This window comes from Amycolatopsis sp. NPDC102522 (genome assembly GCF_055584485.1).
Genome location: NZ_JBVJLY010000001.1, coordinates 546,321 through 569,416, shown reverse-complemented (window position 1 = coordinate 569,416; position 23,096 = coordinate 546,321). Strand labels below are relative to the sequence as shown.

General features: G+C 68.3%; 25 protein-coding genes and 1 pseudogene. 19 read left to right on the top strand and 7 right to left on the bottom strand.

Annotated features, from left to right (window positions below):
* Nucleotides 1-91: 91 nt before the first annotated feature.
* Nucleotides 92-972: pseudogene (locus ACZ6YV_RS02450) on the bottom strand (serine/threonine-protein kinase); the annotation flags it as partial.
* Nucleotides 973-1,171: 199 nt separating this feature from the next.
* Here ACZ6YV_RS02450 and ACZ6YV_RS02445 point away from each other — a divergent pair.
* Nucleotides 1,172-1,489: a hypothetical protein gene (locus tag ACZ6YV_RS02445; protein ID WP_378246207.1), complete on the top strand. Its 318-nt coding sequence runs from the start codon at nucleotides 1,172-1,174 to the stop codon at nucleotides 1,487-1,489.
* A gap of 45 nt (nucleotides 1,490-1,534) precedes the next feature.
* Nucleotides 1,535-2,653 carry a transglycosylase SLT domain-containing protein gene (locus tag ACZ6YV_RS02440; RefSeq protein WP_465507955.1) on the top strand — a complete coding sequence of 373 codons (1,119 nt, stop codon included), beginning with the start codon at nucleotides 1,535-1,537 and terminating at the stop codon, nucleotides 2,651-2,653.
* Between the two features lie 269 nt (nucleotides 2,654-2,922).
* Here the strand turns inward: ACZ6YV_RS02440 and ACZ6YV_RS02435 are convergent, their stop codons facing one another.
* A complete protein-coding gene (locus ACZ6YV_RS02435; protein WP_465507954.1) occupies nucleotides 2,923-4,107 on the bottom strand; it encodes an FAD-dependent monooxygenase in 1,185 nt (394 codons plus the stop codon).
* A 171-nt stretch (nucleotides 4,108-4,278) separates the two neighbouring features.
* Between ACZ6YV_RS02435 and ACZ6YV_RS02430 the strand changes: the two genes are divergently transcribed.
* From ACZ6YV_RS02430 to ACZ6YV_RS02420, 3 genes are all read left to right on the top strand, one after another.
* The gene (locus tag ACZ6YV_RS02430; protein ID WP_465507953.1) at nucleotides 4,279-5,181 is read left to right on the top strand and encodes a TetR/AcrR family transcriptional regulator C-terminal domain-containing protein; all 903 of its coding nucleotides are present in this window, start codon (nucleotides 4,279-4,281) and stop codon (nucleotides 5,179-5,181) included.
* A 9-nt stretch (nucleotides 5,182-5,190) separates the two neighbouring features.
* Nucleotides 5,191-6,372 (top strand): pyridoxal phosphate-dependent aminotransferase, encoded by a 1,182-nt coding sequence (locus ACZ6YV_RS02425; RefSeq protein ID WP_465507952.1) that lies wholly within the window; start codon nucleotides 5,191-5,193, stop codon nucleotides 6,370-6,372.
* A 92-nt stretch (nucleotides 6,373-6,464) separates the two neighbouring features.
* A complete protein-coding gene (locus ACZ6YV_RS02420; RefSeq protein WP_005152523.1) occupies nucleotides 6,465-6,647 on the top strand; it encodes a hypothetical protein in 183 nt (60 codons plus the stop codon).
* Here the strand turns inward: ACZ6YV_RS02420 and ACZ6YV_RS02415 are convergent.
* The 3 genes from ACZ6YV_RS02415 to ACZ6YV_RS02405 all read right to left on the bottom strand — a co-directional run bounded on the left by ACZ6YV_RS02415 (nucleotide 6,644) and on the right by ACZ6YV_RS02405 (nucleotide 9,175).
* Complete coding sequence (locus ACZ6YV_RS02415; protein ID WP_465507951.1) at nucleotides 6,644-7,465, bottom strand: SAM-dependent methyltransferase; 822 nt, start codon at nucleotides 7,463-7,465, stop codon at nucleotides 6,644-6,646. The genes ACZ6YV_RS02420 and ACZ6YV_RS02415 overlap by 4 nt on opposite strands.
* An 88-nt stretch (nucleotides 7,466-7,553) precedes the next feature.
* Nucleotides 7,554-8,144, bottom strand: coding sequence for an HAD family hydrolase (locus ACZ6YV_RS02410; protein ID WP_465507950.1), 591 nt, complete (start codon nucleotides 8,142-8,144; stop codon nucleotides 7,554-7,556).
* 2 nt (nucleotides 8,145-8,146) lie between these two features.
* Nucleotides 8,147-9,175 carry a threonine aldolase family protein gene (locus tag ACZ6YV_RS02405; RefSeq protein WP_465507949.1) on the bottom strand — a complete coding sequence of 343 codons (1,029 nt, stop codon included), beginning with the start codon at nucleotides 9,173-9,175 and terminating at the stop codon, nucleotides 8,147-8,149.
* 135 nt (nucleotides 9,176-9,310) lie between these two features.
* Here ACZ6YV_RS02405 and ACZ6YV_RS02400 point away from each other — a divergent pair, with 135 nt between their 5' ends.
* The 10 genes from ACZ6YV_RS02400 (at nucleotide 9,311) to ACZ6YV_RS02355 (ending at nucleotide 18,075) form a co-directional block, all read left to right on the top strand.
* Nucleotides 9,311-9,829, top strand: a complete 519-nt coding sequence (locus ACZ6YV_RS02400; RefSeq protein WP_378242323.1) for a SigE family RNA polymerase sigma factor — start codon at nucleotides 9,311-9,313, stop codon at nucleotides 9,827-9,829.
* Nucleotides 9,816-10,520, top strand: coding sequence for a hypothetical protein (locus ACZ6YV_RS02395; protein WP_378242324.1), 705 nt, complete (start codon nucleotides 9,816-9,818; stop codon nucleotides 10,518-10,520). The genes ACZ6YV_RS02400 and ACZ6YV_RS02395 overlap by 14 nt, the downstream gene beginning before the upstream one ends.
* A gap of 130 nt (nucleotides 10,521-10,650) precedes the next feature.
* Complete coding sequence (locus ACZ6YV_RS02390) at nucleotides 10,651-11,244, top strand: TetR/AcrR family transcriptional regulator (protein ID WP_378242325.1); 594 nt, start codon at nucleotides 10,651-10,653, stop codon at nucleotides 11,242-11,244.
* 49 nt (nucleotides 11,245-11,293) lie between these two features.
* Complete coding sequence (purB, locus tag ACZ6YV_RS02385) at nucleotides 11,294-12,724, top strand: adenylosuccinate lyase (RefSeq protein ID WP_465507948.1); 1,431 nt, start codon at nucleotides 11,294-11,296, stop codon at nucleotides 12,722-12,724.
* A gap of 289 nt (nucleotides 12,725-13,013) precedes the next feature.
* Nucleotides 13,014-13,841 (top strand): substrate-binding periplasmic protein, encoded by an 828-nt coding sequence (locus tag ACZ6YV_RS02380; protein ID WP_465507947.1) that lies wholly within the window; start codon nucleotides 13,014-13,016, stop codon nucleotides 13,839-13,841.
* A gap of 5 nt (nucleotides 13,842-13,846) precedes the next feature.
* Complete coding sequence (locus ACZ6YV_RS02375; protein WP_465507946.1) at nucleotides 13,847-14,620, top strand: ABC transporter substrate-binding protein; 774 nt, start codon at nucleotides 13,847-13,849, stop codon at nucleotides 14,618-14,620.
* Nucleotides 14,621-14,628: 8 nt separating this feature from the next.
* Nucleotides 14,629-15,411, top strand: coding sequence for an ABC transporter substrate-binding protein (locus ACZ6YV_RS02370; protein WP_465507945.1), 783 nt, complete (start codon nucleotides 14,629-14,631; stop codon nucleotides 15,409-15,411).
* Complete coding sequence (locus ACZ6YV_RS02365) at nucleotides 15,412-16,170, top strand: amino acid ABC transporter permease (protein WP_465507944.1); 759 nt, start codon at nucleotides 15,412-15,414, stop codon at nucleotides 16,168-16,170.
* Complete coding sequence (locus ACZ6YV_RS02360) at nucleotides 16,167-16,907, top strand: amino acid ABC transporter ATP-binding protein (protein ID WP_465507943.1); 741 nt, start codon at nucleotides 16,167-16,169, stop codon at nucleotides 16,905-16,907. Before ACZ6YV_RS02365 ends, ACZ6YV_RS02360 begins: the two co-directional genes overlap by 4 nt.
* A 280-nt stretch (nucleotides 16,908-17,187) precedes the next feature.
* On the top strand, nucleotides 17,188-18,075 hold the full coding sequence (locus ACZ6YV_RS02355) for an MOSC domain-containing protein (protein WP_465507942.1): 888 nt from the start codon (nucleotides 17,188-17,190) through the stop codon (nucleotides 18,073-18,075).
* Here ACZ6YV_RS02355 and ACZ6YV_RS02350 read toward each other — a convergent pair.
* Nucleotides 17,958-18,764 carry an SAM hydrolase/SAM-dependent halogenase family protein gene (locus tag ACZ6YV_RS02350; RefSeq protein WP_465507941.1) on the bottom strand — a complete coding sequence of 269 codons (807 nt, stop codon included), beginning with the start codon at nucleotides 18,762-18,764 and terminating at the stop codon, nucleotides 17,958-17,960. The two genes, ACZ6YV_RS02355 and ACZ6YV_RS02350, sit on opposite strands and share 118 nt — an antisense overlap.
* Before the next feature lie 35 nt (nucleotides 18,765-18,799).
* On the opposite strand from ACZ6YV_RS02350, the gene ACZ6YV_RS02345 reads away from it, so the two are divergent.
* From ACZ6YV_RS02345 to ACZ6YV_RS02330, 4 genes are all read left to right on the top strand, one after another.
* On the top strand, nucleotides 18,800-19,681 hold the full coding sequence (locus ACZ6YV_RS02345; RefSeq protein WP_465507940.1) for a phosphoribosylaminoimidazolesuccinocarboxamide synthase: 882 nt from the start codon (nucleotides 18,800-18,802) through the stop codon (nucleotides 19,679-19,681).
* Between the two features lie 63 nt (nucleotides 19,682-19,744).
* Complete coding sequence (locus ACZ6YV_RS02340; RefSeq protein WP_465507939.1) at nucleotides 19,745-20,461, top strand: DUF2334 domain-containing protein; 717 nt, start codon at nucleotides 19,745-19,747, stop codon at nucleotides 20,459-20,461.
* Between the two features lie 4 nt (nucleotides 20,462-20,465).
* Nucleotides 20,466-21,212 carry a TetR/AcrR family transcriptional regulator C-terminal domain-containing protein gene (locus tag ACZ6YV_RS02335; RefSeq protein WP_465507938.1) on the top strand — a complete coding sequence of 249 codons (747 nt, stop codon included), beginning with the start codon at nucleotides 20,466-20,468 and terminating at the stop codon, nucleotides 21,210-21,212.
* Nucleotides 21,213-21,291: 79 nt separating this feature from the next.
* The gene (locus ACZ6YV_RS02330; protein WP_465507937.1) at nucleotides 21,292-22,443 is read left to right on the top strand and encodes a DUF418 domain-containing protein; all 1,152 of its coding nucleotides are present in this window, start codon (nucleotides 21,292-21,294) and stop codon (nucleotides 22,441-22,443) included.
* Here the strand turns inward: ACZ6YV_RS02330 and ACZ6YV_RS02325 are convergent.
* On the bottom strand, nucleotides 22,440-23,075 hold the full coding sequence (locus tag ACZ6YV_RS02325; protein ID WP_465507936.1) for an MBL fold metallo-hydrolase: 636 nt from the start codon (nucleotides 23,073-23,075) through the stop codon (nucleotides 22,440-22,442). The two genes, ACZ6YV_RS02330 and ACZ6YV_RS02325, sit on opposite strands and share 4 nt — an antisense overlap.
* Between the last annotated feature and the right edge of the window lie 21 nt (nucleotides 23,076-23,096).

Genomic DNA, 23,096 nt, shown 5'->3' with positions numbered 1-23,096 from the left:
TTCTTGGCTTCTGGTTCTTTTACCGGTCCGCTGTTGGGTAGCGAGTTGATCTTCAGCAGTTTGCAGGGGTCGACTCGCCCGATCTGGAAAGAGACAGCGCGGAGCTGACCTCTGCCTTCTGCCGGGCGATCGAGGCGTGCACGGCTGGAGGCCAGGGTGTCGCGCTCGGTGTGACCGGCCCCAAGAAGTCCAGGATCTGCGCGGGCGTCGGCCTTACCGCTGGATCCTTGGCCAAGCAGGGCTCGGCGAGCCGTCGCACGTCCGGATGCACCATCCGCAGATCGGGATGGCTGTGCACGACGTTGTAGAGCGTCTGTGGAGTGGAAGTGCCGGCGAACGGGCTTCGTCCGGTCGCGGCCATCACCAGCAGGGCGCCGAGCGAGAAGACATCACTCGCTGGGGTGATCGGGTACCCGTTTGCCTGCTCAGGTGACATGAACCCGGGCGAGCCGATGATCGACCCGGTGTGCGTGATGTCCGTTTCGCCCTCGGCCGCACGAGCGATCCCGAAGTCGATCACCCGTGGACCGTCGTCGGTGAGGATGACGTTGCTCGGTTTCAGGTCGCGGTGGATCAGCCCGGACCGGTGGATCTCCATGAGCGCGGACGCGAGGCCGACGGCCAGGAATCGCAGCGAGTCCAGCGGCAACGGGCCGGTGGCGTCCACGGCTTCTTTCAGCGAAGGCCCGGGGACGAAGACAGACGCCAGCCAGGGCGTCGCCGCGTCGGCATCGGCGTCCATCACGGCCGCGGTGTAGGCGCCCGACACCATTCGTGACGTTTGGACCTCACGCCGGAATCGCGACCGGAAACCTTCGTCGTGGGCGAATCCCGGGTGGACCTGCTTCAGCGCGACAAGACGTCCGTCCTGCGACACCCCAGCAGGACTCGGCCCATGCCACCCTCGCCCAGCGAAGCGACAAGGCGATAACGCCCGACTTGCCGGGGTTCACCCGGATTCAGCGGTTTCACGAAGTCTTACCTCCCCGGTGGCATGTTACAAAGCGTGTCCGGGGCGGCGCATGATTATCGGCGGGGTGGAACTTGGCGTGGATGCGCACACGGCCCGCCGTCGAGGTCTTAAAGTATGCGCGGGAACCGTCCCGATCGGCCGCGCGTCTGATCGGGCGGATACGAGTTTTCCGTGTTGCGGTGAAGGGGATGACGAACCGTGCCTGTGTACGACCCGGAGTCGATGGGGATCGCCGCCGGTCAGGTGGAGAGGCTCAAGGACGAGTTCGACAAGTCCAAGAAGCAGGTCACCGGCGTCGATGACGAGAAGGAAAGCCCGTTCGGCACGATGGGCGGCTCGGGTGACGTCCACGGTGCGGTGGGCTCCTTCAAGGACGGTGTCCACAACGAGTTCGATTCCGCCGGAAAACTGATGGAGGCCACGGCCTTCGTGCTGCGGAAGGCCGCGGGCTTGATCCAGGAGACCGAAGCCGTGCATGTCGACAATCTGAAGCTGCACGAGCACGGCAAGCAGTGAGCACGCGAAAGCCGGCCCCGGTGGGCCTGATTTCTAGGGGGCGTTGTGGGCGATATTGACTTCCCGCCGAACTGGTCGCAGGTCACGGAAAAGGCCAAACAGGTCGAAGGCATCAAGCCGGAAGCCATTCAGAAGGCCGCGGATCAGTTCCATGCCGCCGCGACGCAGGCCGGTGACCACAGTGCCTCGCTGAAGTCGTCGACCGACGCGTTGAACGGCGGTGTCTGGAAAGGTCCCGCCGCCGACACCTTCTTCGACTACGTAAAGCAGATCACCTCCGCGGGTGACCGTGTCAAAGGACACCTGGAGGAGATCAGCAAGGACCTGGGCGAACTCCAGGTCCAGCTGAGCGACATCAAAGGCAAGATCGACGACGCGGGCAAGACGGCTCAGACCACGATTCAGACCTGCATCGACACGGAGACGCCGAAGGTCGCGGCTGCTCGCAAGCAGGCGGCCGACGCGGCGGATCCGGACAAAAAGGTTCAGCCGCCGAATCCGACCGCGGACCAGATCATCACCACGGCGAACACCGCGAACCAGAAGACCGCCAGCTCGGCCGTGGAGACCATGACCGGTTTGCTGACTCAGGCCGATGGGCTGATCAGCAAGTCGCAGCAGTTGATGAAGAAGGACATCGAGGGCGGCGGCTACTCCAAGGTCCCGATGCCCGGCAAGGACGGCACCGTCCCCAAGCGCACCGGCGGTCTCCACACCGGAGGCGGCGGTGGAGGGGGCGGCGGCGGTGGTGGCGGTGGGGGCGGCGGCCTCGGACCGAGCGGCGGCCCGCCGTCGACGACGCCGCCGGGCAACGTCCAGCAGTGGATCCAGGAAGCCATCAAGATCCTGCAGGCCGCCGGTATCCCGGTGACGGACGCGGACATCCAGAAGATCTGGACGATCATCGAGAAGGAGTCCGGCGGTAACCCCAACGCCATCAACAACTGGGACTCCAACGCGGCGAAGGGGACTCCGTCCAAGGGCCTGATGCAGTGCATCGACCCGACCTTCAACTCGCACAAGCTTCCCGGGCACGACAACATCTACAACCCGGTCGACAACATCATCGCGGGCGTGCGGTACACGTTCTCGCGGTACGGCGGGTTCGAGGGACACCCCGGTCTGAAGTCGATGGCCGGTGGCGGCGGATACCAGGGCTACTGACGCCTCGTTAGTTGAGGGGTGAGGCAAGCGTGGTGTGCCGTTGAGGTGTGCGCCGAATGTGGCATTGGGGACGTTGGGTGTCCCCAATGCCACATCGGGGGCATCCGGGGTTCGGTGACTCGACATTCCGCGGCGCAGTTCAGGGCGCCGGAACCTTTGCGGACGTGACGCGAAGGGGACCTTACCCCGTCGCGAGGTCAAGGTCGCGCCCCTCGATCCTCCGCTTATCCGAGCCTGCATCCAGCACGAACCCCAAACGCACAGCGGCCTCAGTAATCCTTCAGTACCAACGCGTTCGCCGCTTCAGTCAGCGGCCGCATGGCCGCTTTCATCAGCCGATCCCGGAACGGCAGATACGGCAGCACCCGCATCGACTGGATCTGCTTCCACTGCTGAAACCGGCTCTGCTTCTTCTGGTTCAGAGACGCCAGCGCCTGGTTCAACCGGATGAACGGCCGCATTTCCCTTTCGTAGGAGGCAAAAGCGGCGCGATGGTCGGCGGAAGAAGCCAGTGAACCGGCGAGCACGTAAGCCCCGACGAGTGCCAAACTCGTGCCCTGTCCCGAAAGCGGCGAAGGACCGTAGCCCGCATCGCCCACCAGTGCGACACGCCCTTCGGTGAACCGGTCCATCCGGATCTGGGTCATGGCGTCGAAGTACAGCTCGCTCGTCTCCAGCTCCCGCAGCAGCCGAGGTACTTCCCAGCCCTGGCCGAGGAAGCGGTCGGCGATCAGTTTCCTTTGCTGCTCCGGATCATGCCGGTCGAAGTCGAGCTCCGGCGACTGGAAGCCGAGCATCGCCCGCGCCTCCGTGTTGTTCCGCGCGCTGTACAGGCCCGCCAGTTTCCCCGGCGTCATGTGGAAGGTCTGCCAGCGGTCCAGATCGAGGAAGTTCGGCACGGTGAACACCGCGAGAAAGGTGTCCATATGGTGTGAAAACTGTTTCTCCGCCCCGAAAACCAGTGATCGGACGGCCGAGTGCTGTCCGTCCGCGCCGACGACGAGGTCGAAGTCCCGCGCCTCGCCGCGGGCGAAGGTGACCCGGACGCCGTCGGTCCGCTGCGCGATTCCGGTGATCCAGTCCCCGTAGACGTACTCGACGCCTTCCTGGGCCGCCGACGCCAGCGTGTCCGTGAGGTCGTCTCGCAGGATCTCGACGTCGTCGTTGTCGGTGAGTCCGCCGGTCAGCGTGTGGTCGGTGACCTTCGCCAGCGTCTTGCCCTCGCCGTTCACGAACGACATCCCGCGCATGTCCGTCTTCAGCTCCCGGAGGCGCCCGAGCACCCCCATCCGGTCGACGACGCCGAGCGCCGCGCCGCGGATGTCGACCGCGTGACCGCCGACCCGGGGCGCGGGAGCCCGCTCGACGACCGTCGGCGCGAAACCGTGCCGTCGCAGCCAGTACGCCAGCGTCGTACCGGCGATTCCCGCCCCCGAAATCAGGACCTTCCGCATGTCAACTCCCTGTGTACGGTGTCTTGAAGCACTGCGTACAACGTATGGACACTGCGGCATATCCCGAGGAAAGCAGATACTTTCAGTTCACCGCGCTAGTGCGCTTTAGCTAGTGCGGCGGTCGAAACGGGCCAAAAATCAAGCGAAGCGCACTATGGCAAGGAGTCGACCATGGCCGAGCCGCCCTACCTGCGGATCGCCGCCGAGATCCGCCGCCGGATCGTCGCCGGTGAGCTGCGCGAAGGCGACAAGGTCCCGTCGACGCGCCGGATCATCGCGGAGTGGGGCGTCGCGATGGCGACCGCGACGAAGGTGCTCGCCACGCTCAAACGGGACGGCCTGGTCATCGCCAAACCCGGCGCGGGCACGGTCGTCGCGAGCCGCACCCGGAAGCCCGCGCCGCGGACCGAGGCGGAGCTGTCCCGCGAGCGGGTGGTGAAGGCGGCGATCCGGATCGCCGACGCCGAGGGCATCCGCGCGCTGTCGATGCGCCGTGTCGCGTCCGGCCTCGGTGTCGCGACGATGGCGCTTTATCGCCATGTCACCGCGAAGGAAGAGCTGATCCTCGAAATGGCCGACCTGGCCCTCGGCGAGATCCGCTTCCCGCCCGAGCCGCCGCCCGGCTGGCGGGCCCAGCTGGAGCTGATGGCCAGGGCCCAATGGGCGTTGTTCCGGCGGCATCCCTGGCTCGCGCAGGCGCTCTCGATCACGCGCCCGCAGCCGTTGCCGAACCTGCTGAGCCACGCGGACTGGGCCACCCGCGCACTCGACGGTCACGGCCTCCCGGCGTCGACGATCATGTACGCGCACATCACGATCTTCAACCACGTCCGCGGCATCGCCCTCAACTTCGAGGCCGAGGCCGAGAGCGAATCCGGGACGGCGCTCTCGGCCGACGCCTGGCTCGCCGAGCACGAACCGATCCTCTGGGACCTGGTCTCGGGCGGCCGTTTCCCGAACTTCGCCGGTGTCGTTTCGCGCGCCCCGTTCGACTACGACCTCGACACGCTCTTCGAGTTCGGCCTCCAGCGGCTCCTCGACGGCTTCTCGGTTCTCGTGGCGAAGGCGAGTTAGCCTCACCCCATGTCCTTCCCCGGTCCCGCCGCCCGTTCCGATGTCCCGCCGTTCCACGTCATGGACGTCCTCTCGGCCGCGCAGGCCCGGCAACGCAGTCACGGGGACCTGGTCCCACTGGTCGCCGGGCAGCCGTCCGCGCCGGCGCCGCGGCCGGTGCTCGAAGCCGCCCAGCGGGCGCTGAAAGACCACACCCTCGGCTATACCGAGCAACTCGGCATCCTGGAACTGCGTGAGGCCGTCGCGGCGCACTACGACCGCACGTACCCGGTCGACGTGAGCCCGCAGGACGTCATCATGACGACCGGTTCCTCCGGCGGCTTCCTGCTCGCGTTCCTCAGCGCCTTCGAGGCGGGCGACCGCGTCGCGATGGCGCGTCCCGGCTACCCGGCCTACCGCAACCTGCTCAAGGTGCTCGGCTGCGAGGTCGTCGAGTTCGCCACCGGGGCCGAAACGAACTTCCAGCCGACGGTCGGCCTGCTCGACGAACTGGGGCCGATCAAGGGCCTCATCGTGGCCAGCCCCGCCAATCCCACCGGCACCGTCCTGCCGCCGGGTGAACTCGCCGCGATCAGCGGCTGGTGCGCGTCACACGGCGTCCAGCTGATCAGCGACGAGATCTACCACGGGATCTCCTACGGCGCCGGTCTCGACTGCGCTTGGCAGTACGGGAGGGAGGCGCTCGTCCTCGGCTCGTTCTCCAAGTACTTCGCCATGACCGGCTGGCGGCTCGGCTGGATGCTCGCGCCGCAGCGGCTGCACCGTGCGATCGACGTCCTGACCGGCAACTTCACCATCTGCCCGCCCGCGGTCTCCCAGCACGCCGCGATCGCCGCGTTCACCCAGGAGTCGTACGCGGAGGCCGACGGCCACGTCGAGCGCTACCGCGCGAACCGCGACGTGCTCTTCACTGGACTCAAGGGCATCGGCATCGACAAGCTCGCGCCGGCCGAAGGCGCCTTCTACGCCTACGCCGACGTCTCCGAGTACACGAACGACAGCCTCAGCTGGTGCCAGCGTCTCCTCGCCGACACCGGCGTCGCGATCGCCCCCGGCATCGACTTCGACCCCGTCGACGGCGGCAGGTTCGTGCGGTTCTCCTTCGCGGGCTCGCGCGAGGACATCGACGAAGGGGTCCGCAGGCTCGGCGACTGGCTCACCGGGTCAGGGGGAACCCGGAATTCACCCTGAACGTTAGGCAGAACGAAGGCGCTCACGAGCTTCGCCTGACAACCTGGACTCACCGGGCCCGCTCGGGCACGGTGAGGCAATCGGAGGATGCCATGTTCTGGAAGATCGTCGGCGGGCTGATCCTGGCTTGGGTCGCCTTCATGGTGCTCGGGTCCGTGCTCGGTTTCCTCGTGAAGGCCGTGTTTTGGATCGCCGTCATCGGCGGTGCGGTCTTCCTCGGCACGGCCGCCTATGGCGCCATCAAGGGCAAGGGCACCCCGAAGCAGCTTCGTTAAGGTTTGCGCGCCACCCCGCCGAGCGACGTGAAGTGCACGGGCGAAAGCGGGGTGAAGCGCGGGCCGTCCGGCCACCACAGGTGCGGGTAGGTCAGCCCGGGTTCCACGAGGTCGAGTCCTTCGAACAGTGACTCGATCTCCTCGCGCGTGCGATACAGCGTGTCCAGCCCCGTGCCGTCGAAGCGCTTCTCGAGCGACGTCGCTATGTCGGCCGCTTCAGAGCCGTCGGCGGGGTTGTGCTGGTGCAGCAGCACGACGAAAGAGCCCGGGGCCAGCGCGTCGACGTAGGCGCGGACGATCTTCCGTGCCTCGTCGAGGTCCGGGACGTGGTGGACGATCGCGCACAGGATCAGTCCGGTGGGCCGGTCGAAGTCCAGCCGGTGGGTGCGCCTGAGCTCCTCGATGACCTCGGACGGCCTGGTCAGGTCGGCGCCGGCCATATGCGCGAAGTCGTTCGCCGCGAGAATCGCGCGCCCGTGCGCCTGGACCACCGGATCATGGTCGATGTAGACGACCTGGGCCTCGGGGTTGTACCGCTGCGCGACCTGATGCGTGTTGTCCACGGTCGGGAAGCCGGAGCCGAGGTCGAGGAACTGGTCGATACCTTCCCTGTCGGTCAGGTAGCGCACGGTGCGGACCAGCCAGTGCCGGACCTCCTTGGCCATGACCTGCGAATCCGGTGCGAGCTCCAGGATCTGGCGCAGCACCACCCTGTCGGCCTCGTAGTTGTCCTGGCCGCCCATGAGCGCGTCGAAGACCCGCGCGATGCTCGGCCGGTCGAAATCGACCGGAACGAACGGGCGCTGGTCCGCTGACATGGGCACCTACCGGGGTGAATCGGTCTGGACGGGTCCAGCGTAGGTCATCTACTTCACCGCAGGTAAGCGGATGAACGACGAGGGTGAATTATTCCTCCGAAGAGCCGAAGGCGGATTGCGCCGTTGTCACGCCGACCCAGCGTTCGGCCTTCATCCCGATCGCCCTCGCACCGTCCACATTGGACTGACGGTCGTCGAAGAACAGGCAGTCGGCCGGTTCGGCGCCGAGTTCGGCGAGCAGGATCCGGTAGATCTTCTCGTCGGGCTTCATGCAGCCGAGGTCGCCTGAGAAGAGCTTCACGCGGAACAGGCTCGCCCATTCCTGCTCGCGCACCCAGCGGCCGAAGGTCGACGACGCGTTGGAGAGCAGCGCGAGCGACGCGCCCGCCTCGTGCAGCCCTTCCAGCAGATCGAGCACGTCCGGTTCGAGGTGCGTCCAGCCGGTGACGTCGATGCTGGTCAGCTTGTCGGCGAAGGCCTTGTCGACAGGGACGTCCAGCGCGCGGCCGACGCTCTGCCAGTAGTCGAGGTCCGTGCCGCCGGAGTCGTACCGGTCCCGTTCGGCCCAGTAGTGCGGCTCGAAGTCGGCGAGGCCGAGGTCGAACGCCCCTGCCAGGGCCGGCAGCGCGTCGGTGTGCTTGCTGATGACGTCGCCGTAGTCGAAGACGATCCAGTTCATGTTCAGCCCCCGGTCCTGATGCGTTGAAGGGTTTCTTCGATGTCGGCCGCCGAAAGGTCCCGATGCGTCACGAACCGGATCCGGCCCGAGCTGGGCAGCGTCCGGATCCCGAGCCCGGCCAGCCACTCCAGCCTGCCTTCGAGGTCGGGCGCCGTGACCTGCACGATGTTGGTCTCGGGAGTGTTGACCTCCCAGCCGTGTTCGGCGAACCCGGCCGCGAGCCGGGTCGCGTTCTCGTGCGCCTCGGCCAGATCACCGACGCGGTCCAGCGCGACCAGCCCGGCCGCGGCCAGCACGCCGCCCTGACGGACACCGCCGCCGAGCATCTGGCGCATCCGCCGCGCTTTCTCGACGAACTCGCGACTGCCCGCCACCACCGAGCCGACGGGCGCGCCGAGCCCCTTGGAGAAGCAGGCCGAAACGGTGTCGACGCCGACTGTGAGCGCCGCGGGCGGGAGCCCCAGCGCGACAGCCGCGTGCCAGAGGCGGGCGCCGTCGAGGTGCACGGTCAGCCCGGCCTCTTTCGCCACCGCGACCAGCTGGGCGTGCTCGTCGGGCGGGGTGATCGCGCCGCCCGCCGAGTTGTGCGTGTTCTCCAGGCAGAGCAGCGGGGTGCGCAACGCGTAGTACGGCCCGCGCGGGTTGCCGATCGCGGCCGAAAGCGTTTCCGGTGTCGGACGCCCGGGTCCGGCGTCGTGCTCCAGCGGCTCCGGCATACCGCCCGCGAGCCAGGCGGCGGAGCCGAGCTCGTCGGTGATCACGTGCGAGCCGCGCGGCGCGAGGAACTTGTCTCCGCGCTGGAGGTGGAGGCTCAGCGCGATCAGGTTGGCCATGGTCCCGGTCGGCGTCCAGAGCGCGGCGGGCATGCCGAGGAGCTCCGCGGCGCGCTGTTCGAGGGCGCCGACGGTGGGATCGCCGTCGAGGACGTTGTCGCCGACCTCGGCCTTCGCCATGGCCTGTCGCATGACGTCGTCCGGCCGGGTCACGGTGTCGGAGCGGAAATCGATCAACGGGAGAGAGCGCGAGGTCACGGTACGATCACATCACATCGACGGGCTCGCCATGAATCTCCTCCCCGGCTGGTCCGTCGAGCCCGCTCATGCAACCGTGGACGCCCCCGGTTCCGTCCTACCCACCGACGAGGCAAGAGCGGAGACAACAACCGCGTGAACCAGCGCGACGAACAAGAGTTCGCGGAGTACTTCGCCGCGAAGCGGGACTCCGTGCGCAGGACCGCGTACATGCTCTGCGGTGACTGGCATCGCGCGGACGACCTCGCGCAGACGGCGTTCGTCGCGCTGCACCGGAGGTGGACGAAGATCAGAGAACGGGCGGCGACCGACGCCTACGTGCGGAAGACGCTGGTCAGGGCGGCCATCGACGAGTCGAGGCGGCCATGGCGGCGGGAGTGGCAGACCGAAGAGCTGCCCGAGCCGCCGCAGGACGGCTTCGACCTCGGCGAACAGGTCGTCACCAGGGAAGACCTGCTGGCCGCGTTGCGCGAAGTGCCCCCGAAACAGCGGGCGGTGCTGGTGCTCCGGTTCTTCGAGGGGCTGGACGTCGGTGCCGCCGCGAAGGCGCTCGGGTGCAGCGAAGGAAACGTGAAGAGCCAGACCGCGCGCGGGCTGGCGAACCTCAGGCAGGTCATGGAGAAGGAGGAGGTGGCACGGGATGGACGAGAATGACCTGAAGGCGTTGTTCCGTGACGCCCCGGGCGACGCGCCGTCGCCGTCCTTCGACACCGCCGATGTCGTCCGCGCCTCCAAACGCGCCACTGCCCGACGCCGAAACGGTATCGCGGTGGCCTGCAGTGCGGTGGTCCTGGTTCTGGCCGGAGTGGGCATGTTCGGCGTGCTCGGCGGAACCGAGATCCCGATGGGGAGCGCCGCCAAATCCGACAACCAAGCTGCTTCCCCGGGGCAACCCGGGGCGGCGTCCGCACGTCCTCTTGACAGCGGGGACCCCTCGAACTTCTCGAATCCGCCGCCTCAGCAGGGGGGCGGCGGCCCAGAGAAGACCGGCCAGATGACGGCCGAAGGCACCTTCGGGTGCGACCAGGTGGACCGGGAGCTCGCCACCGCCCTCGCTGGCGAGCTCCCGGTCCCCGTGGATGTCGCCAAGTCGACGCCCGGCGACATCTGTACGACGGGAGCCAGGTCCGCCGGGTTCCAGGTGCCGGGCGGCTCGATCTCCGCCGCGGTCTTCCCGGCGGGTTCGTCCGTCCCGCCGATGCCCGCCGGCGCCGCCGACGCGCGGCGGACCACCGCCAAGGGATCGCTGGTGATCGTGGTGAGTCTCGGCGACGGCTCGGGCGGGCCCGCGTTCGCCGAGTCCGACGTCGACAGGCTTGTCGGGGTGCTCGCCGCCCGCTACTGAGCCTGGTCCGCTCCAGATCGCGGAATCGCCGGCCTTCGCCGGTCCGGACCTCTTGGAAACGGCCGGCACGCCGGGAAGTAAGGCCGTGTCCGCCGACGGGTTCCCCGGGCACCTGGCAAAATAGCCCGCCATGACCGCCGCCGCGACCACGCCGAAGGGTGAGCGACGCCGTGCCGAGCTCATCGAGGCCGCCGCGTCGTTGCTGGCCGAGGGCGGTTTCGACGCCGTGCGGCACCGTGCGGTCGCCGAGCGCGCGGGCCTGCCGCTGGCTTCGACGACGTACTACTTCGATTCGCTCGACGAGCTCGTCACGGCCGCTGTCGAGCACCACGCGAACCAGGAACTCGAGACCGGGCGGCACCGGCTCGACGAGCTGGCGACCCGCAACCGCGGGGTCGAGGCCACCGTCGACCTGGTGCTGGACATGCTCCTCGGCCCGCTCCGCCCGGATCGCGAGGCGGACGCCGAAGCGGTCCTCCTGCGCTACGAACGCCTCGTCGGGACTGGGCGTCGTCCCTACCTCCGGCCCCTGATGCGGACGCTGTCCGCGCAGCTGTACGAACTGCTCCACGAGATCTTCGCGCGCTCCGGCACTCCTGTGGACGCCGCCGAACTGGAGCGGCTGGTCGCCCTTGTCGACGGTGCCGTGGTCAACGCGCTGATCGAGGTCGACCCGGAGCCGCGCGCCGCCGCCGCCCGGATGCTGCAGACCGCGCTCGCCTGACTCAGCCGCCGCACTCAGAGGACGAAATGCGGCGGGTTAGTCTGGCCGCGTGACGGACAAGCCCCGCATCCCCAACGTGCTCGCCGGCCGCTACGCCTCGCCTGAGCTGGTCGAACTCTGGTCCCCGGAACGCAAGGTCGTGCTGGAGCGTGAGCTCTGGCTCGCCGTGCTCCGGGCGCAGGCCGACCTCGGCGTCGAGGTGCCGGACGGCGTGGTCGCCGACTACGAGCGCGTGCTGGAGCAGGTCGACCTCGACTCGATCGCCGCGCGCGAGCGGGTCACCCGTCACGACGTGAAGGCCCGGATCGAGGAGTTCAACGCGCTCGCCGGGCACGAGCACGTCCACAAGGGCATGACCTCGCGTGACCTCACCGAGAACGTCGAGCAGCTGCAGCTGCTGCGCTCGCTGGAGCTGATGCGCAGCCGCGTCGGCGCGGTGCTGGCGCGCCTCGCCTCGATCGCGGTCGAACACGCCGACACGGTGATGGCAGGCCGTTCGCACAACGTCGCCGCGCAGGCGACGACCCTGGGCAAGCGGTTCGCCACCGCCGCCGACGAACTGCTGGTCGCGTTCGAGCGGCTCGAGAACCTGATCGGCCGGTACCCGCTGCGCGGGATCAAGGGCCCGGTCGGCACCGCGCAGGACATGCTCGACCTGCTCGGCGACGAGTCCACTTTGGACGAACTGGAGAAGCGGGTCGCGGCGCACCTCGGGTTCGAGAACGTGTTCACCAGCGTCGGCCAGGTGTACCCGCGTTCGCTCGATTTCGACGTGCTGTCCACCGTGGTCCAGCTCGCGGCCGCCCCGTCGAGCCTGGCGAAGACGATCCGCCTGATGGCGGGCAACGAACTGGTCACCGAGGGCTTCAAACCGGGCCAGGTCGGTTCGTCGGCCATGCCGCACAAGATGAACACGCGTTCGTGCGAGCGGGTCAACGGGCTCGCCGTCGTGCTGCGCGGCTACCTGTCGATGATCGGCGAGCTCGCCGGTGACCAGTGGAACGAAGGCGACGTGTCCGACTCCGTCGTCCGCCGGGTCGCGCTGCCCGACGCCTTCTTCGCGCTGGACGGGCTGCTGGAGACCTTCCTCACGGTGCTGGCCGAATTCGGGGCCTTCCCGGCGGTCATCGCCCGTGAGCTCGATCGCTATCTGCCGTTCCTCGCGACCACCAAGGTGCTCATGGCCTCGGTCCGCGCGGGTGTCGGGCGTGAAACCGCTCACGAGGCCATCAAGGAGAACGCCGTCGGCGTCGCGCTCGCCATGCGGGAGCAGGGGCTGGCGGAGAACGACCTCCTCGACCGGCTCGCCGCCGACGAGCGGATCCCGCTCGACCGCGGTGAGCTGGACAAACTGCTCGCCGACCGGATCTCGTTCACCGGTGTCGCCCCGCGTCAGGTGGCCGCGATCGCCGCCCGCGTCTCGGACATCCTGGAGCGCTTCCCGGAGGCCGCGGGCTACTCGCCGGCCCCGATTCTCTGACCGTCGCTTCGGTGACCAAGGTCTCTTGATCCCTTGAAGTCGCGCGTTTTGGCCGCCAGGCCCCGGGATCACGATGGCAGGGCGCCACGAAGACCCTCGTGAGCTGCGAGTTCTTCAGCTCGCGCCCTGGCAGCGTGATCCCGGTCGCGCGATATCAAATACTGGGACGAAGTTACTCGATCGGGCGAAATGCCTAATCTCGATCGCTGAACCCGGAGCGCCAGGCCGCCCATGAGGCGGCCTGGCGTGTTTGTATCGCGCCTTGGCGCCGAAACCCACGGAAGAAGCGATGAGATCCACGCTGTCGAAAATCGTCGCCGTCGTCACGGCGGGCGCGGCCACCCTTGCCCTCGCCGCCTGCGGCTCCGGTGACACGGGCGCGAGCGGCCAGAAGCTGCGGGTCGGCACCCTGACCGACGCGCCGCCGTCCATCTACCTGGAGAACGGCACGTTCACCGGCTACGACAACGAGCTGCTGCGCGACATCGCGAAGCGCGAGGGCTTCGAGGTCGAGTTCGTCGGCACCGAGTTCGCCGGTCTGCTGGCCTCCGTCGCCACGAACAAGTTCGACATCGGCAGCTCCACGATCTCCACCACCGAGGCCCGCAAGAAGACCGTCGCCTTCAGCAACGGCTACTCCACCGGGTTCACCACGATCGTCACCAAGAAGGGCGCGGCCCTCAAGGACGTCGCCTCCTTCAGCGGCAAGCGGCTCGGCGTCGTGCAGGCATCGGTGCAGGACGACTTCGCGAGCGGCAAGGTGCCCGGCGCCAACGTCGTCCGCTTTCCCGACTACAACGCCGGTTTCGCGCAGCTGAAGGCCGGCGGCCTCGACGGCTGGGTCGTGCCGAAGGACATCGGGCAGAAGTACCTCGACCAGAACCCGGCCGTGCCGCTGGAACTCGGCTACACCGTCGAGACCAAGGACACGCCGTCGGCGTTCGCCGTCCGCAAGGACAACAAGGACCTGCTGAAGAAGCTCAACGACGGCCTCGCGAAGGCCGTGGCGGACGGCACCGTCGCCCGCCTGCACGCTCAGTTCTTCAAGACCGAGCCGCTGCCCAAGGAACTCGAACAGGGCGGCCCCGGCCTGCCCGTGCAGAACGCGGGGATTTGAAAACGATGAAAAAGATACTCCTCGCCACGTTGGCCGCCGGTCTCGTCGCCGTGCTCGCCGCTTGCGGTGGCGGCGAATCCGCCACCGAGAAGACCCTCCGTGTCGGCACGCTGAGCGACGCGCCGCCGAACATCTACGTCGAGAACGGCACCTTCACCGGCTTCGACAATGAACTGCTGAAGGCCATCGCCGCGAAGCAGAACCTGAAGCTCGAGTTCGCCTCGACCGACTTCTCGTCGCTGCTGGGTCAGGTCGCGAACAACCAGTTCGACATCGGCAGCTCGGCCATCGCGCAGACCGACGAGCGCAAGAAGAACGTCGACTTCTCCAGCCCGTACAACTTCGAAGTGATGAGCATCCAGACCAAGGACGGCTCGCCGATCACCGAGGAGAAGGCCCTTTCCGGCAAGCGGGTCGCGGTCATCCAGGCGACCGTCGGCGACAAGTGGCTCACCTCGACCGTCCCGGACGCGCAGGCCGTGCGTTTCCCGGGATACGCCCCGGCGCTGGCCGCGCTGAAGAGCGGCGCCGTCGACGCCTACATCCTCGACCAGGCGATCGCCGAGACGAACGTCAAGGAGAGCGTCGACACGAAGCTCAAGGTCGTGAAGTCCTTCACCACCGACGTGCCGCACGGCTTCGCGGTGAAGAAGGGCAACAACGAGCTGCTCACCAAGATCAACGATGGCCTCAAGCAGGTCATCGCCGACGGCACCTGGGTGAAACTGCACGGGAAGTTCCTGCCCACGGCGCCGGTCCCGGACCAGTTCAAGGCGTGAGGATCACGATGAAGAAGTCACTCGCCGCCGCTGTCGGCGCCGCCCTCCTGGCGGTGCTGGCGGCGTGCGGCGGCGGTGAAGACGCCGGCGCGAGCACCCTGCGCGTCGGCACCCTCAGCGACTCGAAACCCAACGCCTATCAGGAAAACGGCGTGTTCACCGGGTTCGACAACGAGCTGCTGAGGGCCATCGCCGCGAACCAGAACCTGAAACTCGAGTTCGTCTCCACGGAGTTCTCGGCGCTGCTGAGCCAGGTCGCCACCGGCAAGTTCGACATCGGCAGCTCGGGGATCTCCCAGACCGACGAACGCCGCAAGACTGTCGACTTCTCGGCGCCGTACAACTACCAGTCGCTCGGTATCGAGGCCCGCGAGGGCAGCGGGATCACCGACGAGAACTCCTTGGCGGGCAAGCGGATCGGCGTCGTCCAGGGGACCGTTTCGGACAGCTGGCTGGCCGCGAACGCGCCCACCGCGCAGGCCGTGCGGTTCCCGCAGGACGCCGTCACGCTGGGCGCGCTGAAGAGCGGCGCCATCGACGGCGCGATCTTCGACCAGGCGACCGCCGAGGACTACGCGGCGAAGAACCCGGACGCGAAGCTCAAGGTGGTCAAGGCGATCACCACGACCATCCCGCACGGTTTCGCCGTCAAGAAGGGCAACACCGAACTCGCGGGCAAGATCAACGCGGGTCTCAAGGCGGTCATCGCCGACGGGACCTGGGAAAAGGTGCACCAGCGGTTCGAACCGAACGCGCCGGTGCCCGCGGACTTCAAGGCCGGGCAGCGATAAGTGAACGACTTCTTCACCACCTTCCTCAACTGGGACTACATCTGGGAAGTCCTCCCGGACCTCCTCAAGACGGGCCTGCTGAACACGCTGATCATGTCGGTGTTCTCGGCGGTGATCGGCACCGTGCTCGGCATGCTGCTGGCCACCATGGGCCTGTCCACCAAGGTGTGGCTGCGCTGGCCCGCCCGGGTGTACACCGACATCTTCCGAGGCCTGCCCGCGATCCTGACCATCCTGGTGATCGGGCAGGGCGGCGGGATCCTCATCCCGTCGATGGCCAGGAACACCTACCCGCTGGGCATCCTGGCGCTCAGCCTGATCGCGGCCGCCTACATCGGCGAGATCTTCCGGGCAGGCATCCAGAGTGTCGAAAAAGGACAGATGGAGGCCAGCCGCGCGCTGGGCATGAGCTACACCAAGGCGATGGCGCTCGTCGTCATCCCGCAGGGGGTGCGGCGCGTGCTGCCCGCGCTGGTGAACCAGTTCATCGCGCTGGTCAAGGACTCCAGCCTGGTGTACTTCCTCGGTTTCCTCGCCGAGCAGCGCGACCTGTTCCGCATCGGGCAGGACCTCGCGGCCAACACCGGGAACCTGTCGCCGCTGGTCGCGGCGGGTGTCTTCTACCTGGTGATCACCGTGCCGCTGACGCATCTGGTCAACTACATCGACAAGAAGCTGCGCACCGGCAGGAAGGTCCGGCCCGACGATGAGGGCGGCGAACTGGAAGTCCTGAACGCCGGAAAGGTGCCGATGTCATGACCGCCGCCATCCGTTCGTCGAGCGTCGAGCTCCGCGACATCCACGTCTCCTTCGGCACCCTCGAAGTGCTGAAGGGCGTGAACCTCAAGGTCGAGAAGGGCCGCACGACCTGCATCATCGGGCCGTCGGGCTCGGGGAAGTCGACGCTGCTGCGCTGCGTGAACCGCCTGCAGGAGCCCGACTCGGGCGACTTGCTGCTGGGCGGCGAGAGCGTCATCTCGTCCGACCCGGACGCGCTGCGGCAGCGGGTCGGGATGGTGTTCCAGCACTTCAACCTGTTCGGCCACCGCAGCGTGCTGGACAACATCACCCTGCCGCTGCGCAGCGTGCGGAAGCTCGGCAAGGAGGAGGCGGCGGAGATCGCGCACGCCCGCCTCGCCGAGGTCGGCCTCGCCGACAAGGCGCCGTACCGGCCGAGCGCGCTTTCGGGCGGGCAGCAGCAGCGGGTCGCGATCGCGCGGGCGCTCGCGATGGAGCCCGAGGTCATGCTGTTCGACGAGGCCACCAGCGCGCTGGACCCGGAGCTGGTCAAGGGCGTCCTCACCCTGATGGCCGGGCTCGCCGAGCGCGGGCTGACGCTGCTCGTGGTCACCCACGAGATGGGCTTCGCGCGTGGCGTCGCCGACGAGGTCGCGTTCATGGACGACGGGAAGATCGTCGAACACGACGCTCCGGAGGCGATCTTCGACGCTCCGCGGAGCGAGCGTCTGCAGCGCTTCCTTTCCCAGGTGCTCTGAGCGATGTCCGTGAAGGAGGCCTTCGCTACGTCACCGATGTGCCAGGGTGACGCCGGGGGGGCGCCGGACCGGGGTGGGTACAGGTGGTGGGGGGGGGGGGGGGGGGGGTTTTTAAAAACACCAACAACCCCCAAACCCCCCCCCCCCCCCCCCCCCCCCCCCCCCCCCCCCCCCCCCCCCCCCACCCCGACCTGCCCTCACCTGCGCCTCACCTGCCCCCCACCGCCTCCTCGGCAGCCGGCCGTACCACTCACGAGGCCCGAGTCGCTAATCTGCGGCCATGGCGAGAGTGGCGAAGCTGGTCTATTACCCGGTCAAGGGCTGCGCGGGAACATCGGTCGAAACGGCCGACGTCACCCCGGCGGGCCTGCGGTTCGATCGTGCCTGGATGGTCGTGTCGCCCGACGGCGAGTTCCGTAGCCAGCGGAAGCATCCGGTGATGGCTTCGATCCGGGCCGAAGTGCTGGACGACGGCGCCCGGCTGCGGCTCGCCGCTCCCGGCGTCGAAGACCTGCTGGTCGAGACCGCGCAGGACGGGCCGCGGCAGCCCGCGTCGACGTTCACCTGGCAGGGCAAGGGCGTCCATCAGGGTGCCGAGGCCGCCGAGTGGTGCTCCGACGTCTTGGGCCTGCCGTCGGTGTTCGTCGGGCTCGCGCCCGAGCACGAGCGCGTCACCAACGGCGAGATCCCCGGCACCGCCGCGTTCGCCGACGCGCACGCGATCCTGCTGACCTCCGAGTCCTCTTTGGACGGTCTGAACGAGCGCATCGCCTCCCGCGGCGCCGAAGCCGTGCCGATGGACCGCTTCCGGCCCAACATCGTCGTCGCGGGCTGGCCGGAGCCGCACCGCGAGGACGACGTCCGCTCGCTCACCGCCGGCGGCCTGGAGCTGGGGTACGCCAAGGTCTGCATCCGCTGCACGGTGCCGATGGTCGATCAGGAGACGGGCAAGAAGGCGGGCCCGGAGCCGATCCGGTCGCTCGCCGACTACCGGCGCGAACCCGAAGGCGGGGTCTCGTTCGGGGTCAAGATGGCGGTGACCGGTCCGGGTCAGCTGGCCGTCGGCGACGAGGTGATCGTGCATTCCTGGGCGGTTCCCAGCCCGAGCACGTCGGAGGCCGAACCGCCGTTCACGGCGACCGCGAGCCGCCCCGCCGAGTCGGTGTAGAGCACGTTCCAGCCCGGCGGCACCGTGCCGAAGGTGTCGCCGACCAGCGCTTTCACCAGGACGTGTTCGCTGCTGACCGAGACCGTGCCGGACAACCCGGCCAGTTCGAGGTCGGCGGGGCCCGCGGCCAGCTGGACGTTGCCGAAGTGGTCGACCGTGAGCACTTCCGCCACCAGCTTGCCGGGGAACACCGCGACGAACGGGTCCGGCAGCCGCACGAGGTCGTCGACGCGCGGCCCGAATTCCTCCGGGGCGACGCCGAGCGCGAGATGCGCGGCCGCGGGGGCGAAGACATCGCGCCCGTGGAACGTCGAAGACGTCACCGGAAGGCGGTACCGAGGGGCCACGAGTTCGTACGCCGCTATCACCCCGGTGAGTGTTTCGGCGGCGGGAATGAGGATTCCGTTGTCCGGGCCGACGAGGATTCCGCGTTCGGTGACCACCACGACACCGCGCCGCGCCGTGCCGACGCCGGGGTCGACGACGGCGAGATGCACGGCCTCCGGCAGATACGGGACGGTCTGGGCGAGCACCTCGGCGCCGGTCCTGACCTGCTGCGGAGGGATCTCGTGGGTCACGTCGATCAGCCGCACGGACGGCGCGATCCGCGCGATCACCCCGTGGCACGCGGCCACGAAACCGTCGCTCAGCCCGTAATCGGTAGTGAACGAAACGCAGTGGATCGGCATGATCAGCCATCATCCTTGATCGCTAGGGTGCAGCCGTGACGACGCTCGAATACCCGAAGATCGCCGCCGGTAAGGTCCGTGAGCTCTACGCCGTCGATGACGAGCATCTGCTGCTCGTCACTTCGGACAGGATCTCCGCCTACGACGTCATCTTCAACACCCCCATCCCGGACAAGGGGCGGGTGCTCACCGCGATGAGCGTGTTCTGGTTCTCCCAGCTCTCCGATGTCCTCCCCAACCACCTGGTCTCCTACGACGACGAACGCATCCCCGCCGCGGTCCGCGGCCGCGCGCTGCTGGTGCGGCGGCTGGCGATGCTGCCGTTCGAAGCCGTCGCCCGCGGCTACCTCACCGGCACCGGTCTCGCCGATTATCGCGCCCACGGCACGGTTTGCGGCGTCGAACTCCCGCCGGGCCTGACCGAATCCTCCCGGCTCCCCGAACCGATCTTCACCCCCGCGACCAAGGCCGACCACGGTTCGCACGACGAGAACATCGCCTTCTCCGACGTCGTCGGGCAGCTCGGCCGCGAGCGTGCCGAGGAAGTCCGTGAGGCCACGCTGGCGGTGTACCGCCGCGGCGCGGAGTTCGCCGCCGAACGCGGCATCCTGCTCGCGGACACGAAACTCGAATTCGGCGTCGACCCCGACGGGAACCTCGTGCTCGCCGACGAGGTCCTGACCCCGGATTCCTCGCGCTACTGGCCGGCGGCCGGGTGCACCCCGGGCGGCAGGGTCCCGTCGTTCGACAAGCAGCCGCTGCGGGACTGGCTGACCGGTCCCGCGTCCGGCTGGCACCGGCTCGAGAGACCGGAGCCGCCACCGTTGCCGGACGAGATCGTCGCCGCCACCAGGGCGAGGTACATCAACGCGTACGAACGCATCACCGGCTGTTCGCTCGACGACTGGCCCGCCTGATTCGCCCGGCTGACCTGCGGCGTTCACGCCGTCGTCAGTCCGGCGCAAGGCCGGTCTGGCCCAATGGGCATCGTGGACGCACGTTTGCTGGTTTCCCTGTCCGGCGTGACCACCCGGACGTTGCACCGCTGTGCCGACCTCGCGGCCGAGCTCGACAGGCGCAAGGTCCCGTTGTCCGTGCTCTACGCCGCTCGCACCGGCGAGGGCCCCGTGACCGCCTGGGTCCGGACACGCCGCGAAAGCGGCGACTCCGTGCTCCTGCACGGTTACGACCATCGGATCACCCCCACCCATCGCGCTGTCCAGCTGGGCAAACGCGCCGAGTTCGCGGCGCTGCCCGCGCACGAGGCGCGGCTGCGGCTCATCGCGGCGAAGGCGGCGCTCGACGTCAACGGCATGTCCGTCGACGGGTTCGCGCCGCCGCGCTGGATCGCGTCGGAGGGCACCGTGCAGGCCCTGCGTGAGCACGGGTTCAGGCTGTGCGCGGACCTGGTCTCGGTGCGGGACCTGGTGTCCGGCCAGGTCCAGCGCGCCAGGGTGCAGGAGTTCGGCGGGCCGTCGCACCGGACGGAGACCGTCCGGTGTTTCGCGCTGGTACTGGCCGCCGCCAGGGCCGCGCGCCGGGGCGGGCTCGTGCGGCTCGGCATCGACGCCGCGGACCTCGCCCGGCCGGGGCTGCGGCAGGCGTTCCTCGACGCCGTCGACGTCTCGCTGGAGAACCGCGCTTTCGGGGCCACTTACGGCTCGCTCTCGCGACCGCGGTCGCTCCAACTAGATTGACGGGATGACCGACGACGGCGACCGGAGTGACGCGCAGGCGACGCTGATGCGGCTCTGGCGCCGGTCGGAACGTCCGACCCGCGGCAGGCCGTCGGTGCTCGACGTCGACAGCGTCGTGGCGGCCGCGGTGGCCCTCGCCGATCGCGAAGGCGTCGCGAACGTGACGCTGGCGAACGTGGCGAAGGACCTGGACGTCACGAAGATGTCGTTGTACCGCCACATCGGCTCGAAGTCGGAGCTGCTGGAGCTGATGGCCGACTTCGCCATCGGAGATCCGCCCACGGTGGAGCCCACCGGCGACTGGCGGGCCGAGCTGACCCTGCTGGCCGAGGCCAATCGCGACGCGCTGATGAGCCATCCGTGGCTGGTCGAGCTGCCGCTCTCCGGTCCTCCGGCGGGGCCGAACGCGGTCGCCTGGATGGACGCGATCCTGCGCACGCTGCGCGAAACCGGTCTCGACTGGGGCACCAGGGGCGGGGTCTTGGTTCTGGTCAGTGGCTATGTGCGCCTCGCGTGCGCGCAGGCCATCCAGCTCGCCGAGGGCCGGAAGGGCAGTGGGCTGAGCCAGTCGCAGGCCGAGCAGGCCTACGGCAAGAGCCTCGCCGAGCTGATCGACCCGGAGCGTTTCCCCGACGCGGTGGGCTTCCTGACCTCCGGGCTCGGCGCGCCCGACCAGGCTGAGGACCCCGACTTCGGCTTCGGCCTCAACGTCGTTCTCGACGGCGTGGCCGCTCTCATCGACGCGAACTGACCCGAGCTCTCCCGGCTTTAGTATCCGGCGGACATTATTTAGTGTACGTTGGATACTAAAGGTCTTCCGAGGGGGAACAATGAAGTCGTTGCCGACCAGCGAGCGGGTGCTCGCACCGGATCTGGCCAGAGGTTTCGCGCTGTTATTGGTCGCGCTGGCGCATACCGCGAGCATCTTCCTGGGGAATTCGCCGGGTGTCGATCAGACACCGCAAGGCCTGGAACGGCCGTACTTCGTGCTGCTGTTCGTCTTCGTGCACGCGTGCGCGTTGCCGCTGTTCGGCATGATGCTCGGCTACGGGATGGTGCAGTTCGCGGATCGCCAGCAGGCGCTGGGAGAGCCGTGGTCCCGGACGCGTGGTGTCCTGCTCCGGAGGCACGCGTGGTTGCTGGTCTTCGGCGCCGTCGACGGGGTGCTGTTCTTCTCCGGTGACGTGCTCGGCGCGTACGGCGTCATCGGGGTCGTGTTCACCCTGCTGCTCCTGCGGCGAGGCAAGGGCTTCTACCGGCTTCCGGCCTTTTACCTGGTCTTCGCCCTCTGCTACCTCGGCGTGCTGATGTACCTGGTGCTCACCGGGAACTCCGGGAGCGCACCGGTCCCGTCTCCCGAAGACCCGTCCTCCCTGGCACCGACGTACGGCGAAGCCCTGCGGGGGCGCCTGGTGGAATGGCCGTCCATCACGCTGATCCTGCTGCCGTCGATCCTCTTCGTCTGGGTGGGCGCCTGGGCCGCGAAGAAGCGCTTCTTGGAGGAGCCGAACCGGAAGATCCTCCTCGTCGGCCTGTTCGGCGGATTCGGCGTCGCGATCGCGGGCGCCCTGCCGATGGGTCTCTTCACCGGCGACTACCTCCAGCTCGACGCCGACACCGCCGGGTTCGCCAAGACGCTGTACGAGGGCGCGGGCGTGTTCGGTGCCATCGGCTACCTCAGCCTGTTCGGCCTCATCGGCATGGCTGTCGGCAAAAAGCGCCGCGGTGTCGTGGTCACCGCGATCTCCGCGCTCGGGCAGCGCACGCTGAGCGCCTACCTGTTCCAGTCGGTGGCGTGGCTGATCCTGGCGCTCCCGTTCATGCTGGGCCTGGGCGGCCAGGCGAAGAACCCGACGTTCGTGGCGGCCGCCTGCGGCCTCGGCGTGTGGCTGCTTTCGGTCGTCGTCGCGTACTGGATGCACCGGAAGGGCTACCGCGGCCCGGCGGAGATCCTCGTCCGGAAACTCGCCTATCGGGGCTAAAGCTTCACCGGCTCCCCGACATCGAGCACCTTCACTTCGGTGCCTTCCGGGGCGAGGTTGGCGAACAGGCCGTAGTGCATCTGCGGCCGCGCGAGGACGGCTTCGTGGATCGGGACGGCGAGGCGCGGCGACACGGCACGCAGGTAGTCGACCGCTTCGCCGGCCTTGAGCCACGGGGCGCCGGTGGGCAGGCCGAGGACGTCGATCTTCTGTTCCGGCACGAAGAACGAGTCGCCGGGGTGATAGAAGGCGCCGTGATCGACGATGTACCCGACATTCGGGATCGTCGGGATGTCCTCGTGGATCACGGCGTGTTCGCCGCCGACGACGGTGATGCCGCTGGAGCCGATGCCGAAGGCGTCGCCGGGGCTCGCGATCTGGAACTCGGCGCCGATCTTCCGCACGGCGTCGGCGGAACCCGGGTCGACGATCAGCTGAGCGCCGGGGTTCGCCTCCAGCAGCGCGGGCAGCCTTTCGACGTCGAGGTGGTCGAAATGCTGGTGGGTGATCAGGATGGCGTCCAGCTCGCGCTCGCCTTCGAAACCCACCGAGAAGGTGCCGGGGTCGATCAGGATCCGCGCGCCTTCGGTCTCCAGAAGTGTGCAAGCGTGTCCAAAGTGGACAATACGCATCGGTGTTCTCCTTCGCGGTAG